The sequence below is a fragment of the Thermococcus sp. genome (genome assembly GCF_027063845.1).
GTDB lineage: Archaea > Methanobacteriota_B > Thermococci > Thermococcales > Thermococcaceae > Thermococcus.
In genome coordinates this window covers 1-1846 of record NZ_JAMOQU010000016.1, presented here as the reverse complement: position 1 = coordinate 1846, position 1846 = coordinate 1, and the positions used below count along the sequence as shown (strand labels likewise).

The 1846-nt window shown below is 55.3% G+C and carries 3 protein-coding genes; 2 read left to right on the top strand and 1 reads right to left on the bottom strand.

Features of this window, described 5'->3' with window-relative positions; all coding sequences use genetic code 11:
* Together MVO87_RS01090 and MVO87_RS01085 are read left to right on the top strand one after the other, a co-directional pair.
* Positions 1–656: YchF/TatD family DNA exonuclease (locus MVO87_RS01090; protein ID WP_297551916.1), on the top strand; the 656-nt coding region annotated here is incomplete at its 5' end.
* Entirely contained in the window at positions 653–943 is a 291-nt protein-coding gene (locus tag MVO87_RS01085) for a DUF3216 domain-containing protein (protein WP_297516526.1), read from the top strand. The genes MVO87_RS01090 and MVO87_RS01085, both read left to right, overlap by 4 nt.
* On the opposite strand, the gene MVO87_RS01080 is transcribed toward MVO87_RS01085, so the two are convergent.
* Positions 937–1846 (bottom strand): DUF4346 domain-containing protein (locus MVO87_RS01080; RefSeq protein ID WP_524540263.1); only part of this gene is annotated, 910 nt, incomplete at its 5' end. The genes MVO87_RS01085 and MVO87_RS01080 overlap by 7 nt on opposite strands.

Below are 1846 nucleotides of genomic sequence, written 5' to 3'. Positions count from 1 at the left end.
GGAAGACCCACGTCTGGAAGAGCTGGGAGCTACTCAGGCCATACTTCGGCTTCATCTTCCCGACCCTCGGCTACCACCCAAACGAAGCCAGGAGGGGCAACTGGGAGAAGGTGAAGAAGGTCGAGGACTTCATACGCGAGCACTCAAGGGAGATAGTCGCCATCGGGGAGATAGGCCTCGACTACCACTACGCCGAGAACGAAAGGCAGAGGGAGAACCAGCGCGAAATCTTCAGGCACTTCCTTGAGCTGGCCGTTGAGCTCGACCTTCCGGTCGTGATACACGCCCGCGAGGCCGAGGAGGAGGCGTACGAACTGGTTCAGAAAGCCGGCGTTAAGGCCTACTTCCACTCCTACGCCGGGAGCGTTGAGCTTGCAAAAGAGATAGTCGGGAACGGCCACGTAATCGGGATAAACACCGGAATAGTCTTCATCCCCGAGGTGAGGGCCGTTGCCGAGGCTATAGACGTGGATTACCTTTTGGCCGAGACGGACAGTCCATACATGAGCCCCTTCAAGGGACAGCGCAACGTCCCGTGCAACGTTCGCGTTGCGGTTGAGTGGATAGCCAAGCTTCAGGAGCTGGATTTTGAAGAGGTCGAAAGGGAAACCGAGAAAAACACCGTCGAGTTCTTTGCCCTGGAGGTGAAAGCATGAAGGTCGAAGAGGCGGAAAGGGTGAGGACGCTTCTTGAGGAGCTTGGTGAAGAGGCCTTAATAGGAAGGCTGGACTCATTCATCGCTTTAAACGAGGGGCTTGAGACGAAGAAGGGCGAGGACTACATAAAGCTCTCGATTCTGAGCTTCCTGGAGGGACTCATGATGACGCTGAAGATAAAGTACCCGGAGAAAGGAGAGGTTGCGGAGCTTTACGAGGAAATCAAGGCCAAGCGGGCGGAGCTCGACGAGCTCTTCAGGAAGCCGGCGATGCAGAACCTTCAGTAAGAACCACGAGAATAAAACTCAGGGAACAATTCAACCTCCTGGACGTAGCTCCTCCTCAATTTTAATGCTGTGTAGGCCCTCTCCAGCTCCCGGCCGAGGTAGAAGGCGTGCCTGGAGCTTATCTCAAAGCGCTCAAGAATAGTGTCAATTATCGCGTTCGGTTCGTCGCCGACGATGGTGAGGACCACCTTAGTCCCCCTGTGGGCGTTCACCCAGATTCTTCCGCCTTCAACCCAGATGCGGAAGTAGAGGGGCTCGAGCTGGACGGGCCTTTTCCTCGCCTCAACGACCTCCCGAGCCGGCTCGAAGCGCCACTCTTTAGTTCGCTTCTCCTTCAGAATGAGCAGGTCGAAGCCGAGGTCCTTCGGGGTCTCGAAGAGGTTCATGTCCACAGCCCTTCTCAGCTCCCTGATGGAACCTTTGGCCTTTGCGCTCGTCTCTGTCGTGAGGAGAAGGCTTATCGAGAGCTCCTTCGCGATTCCTGCCAATAAAGCGTTCATCCCCACGCTGTCGGCGTCGTAGAGCTCAACCACGTTGCCGACTCCAGCTAAGAGAATGTCGTCCGGGTTCCTCTCGCGGTAGAGCTGGAAGGCCGTAATTGAGCGCGCTAAGTGGGGAACCTGCTCGAGGATTAAATCCGGGATTAGGGTCTTGTAGCCCAAATCGAGTGCCCGTTCCTTGAGTCTCTCGAGAAACTCAACTCTCTCCGAGGGTCTGGGGGGGAAGAATCCTTTCCTCTGGTTCGTCGGGATTAGAACGACCGGCTTATCGGTGACGAGTTCCTCAATGTTGCTCTCATCAACGCTCAGAAAGAGGTCTGCGTAGTTTAAAGCTTTCTCAATTTCCCTCTCATTGAGGGAGTCGAAGCTGATTGGAACGTCAAGGCCTTTTTCTTTGAGCCTC

What these genes read in the sequence shown, in the direction of transcription:
- MVO87_RS01085 (WP_297516526.1), top strand. Translation starts at nt 653, where the DNA reads ATGAAGGTCGAAGAGGCGGAAAGGGTGAGGACGCTTCTTGAGGAGCTT.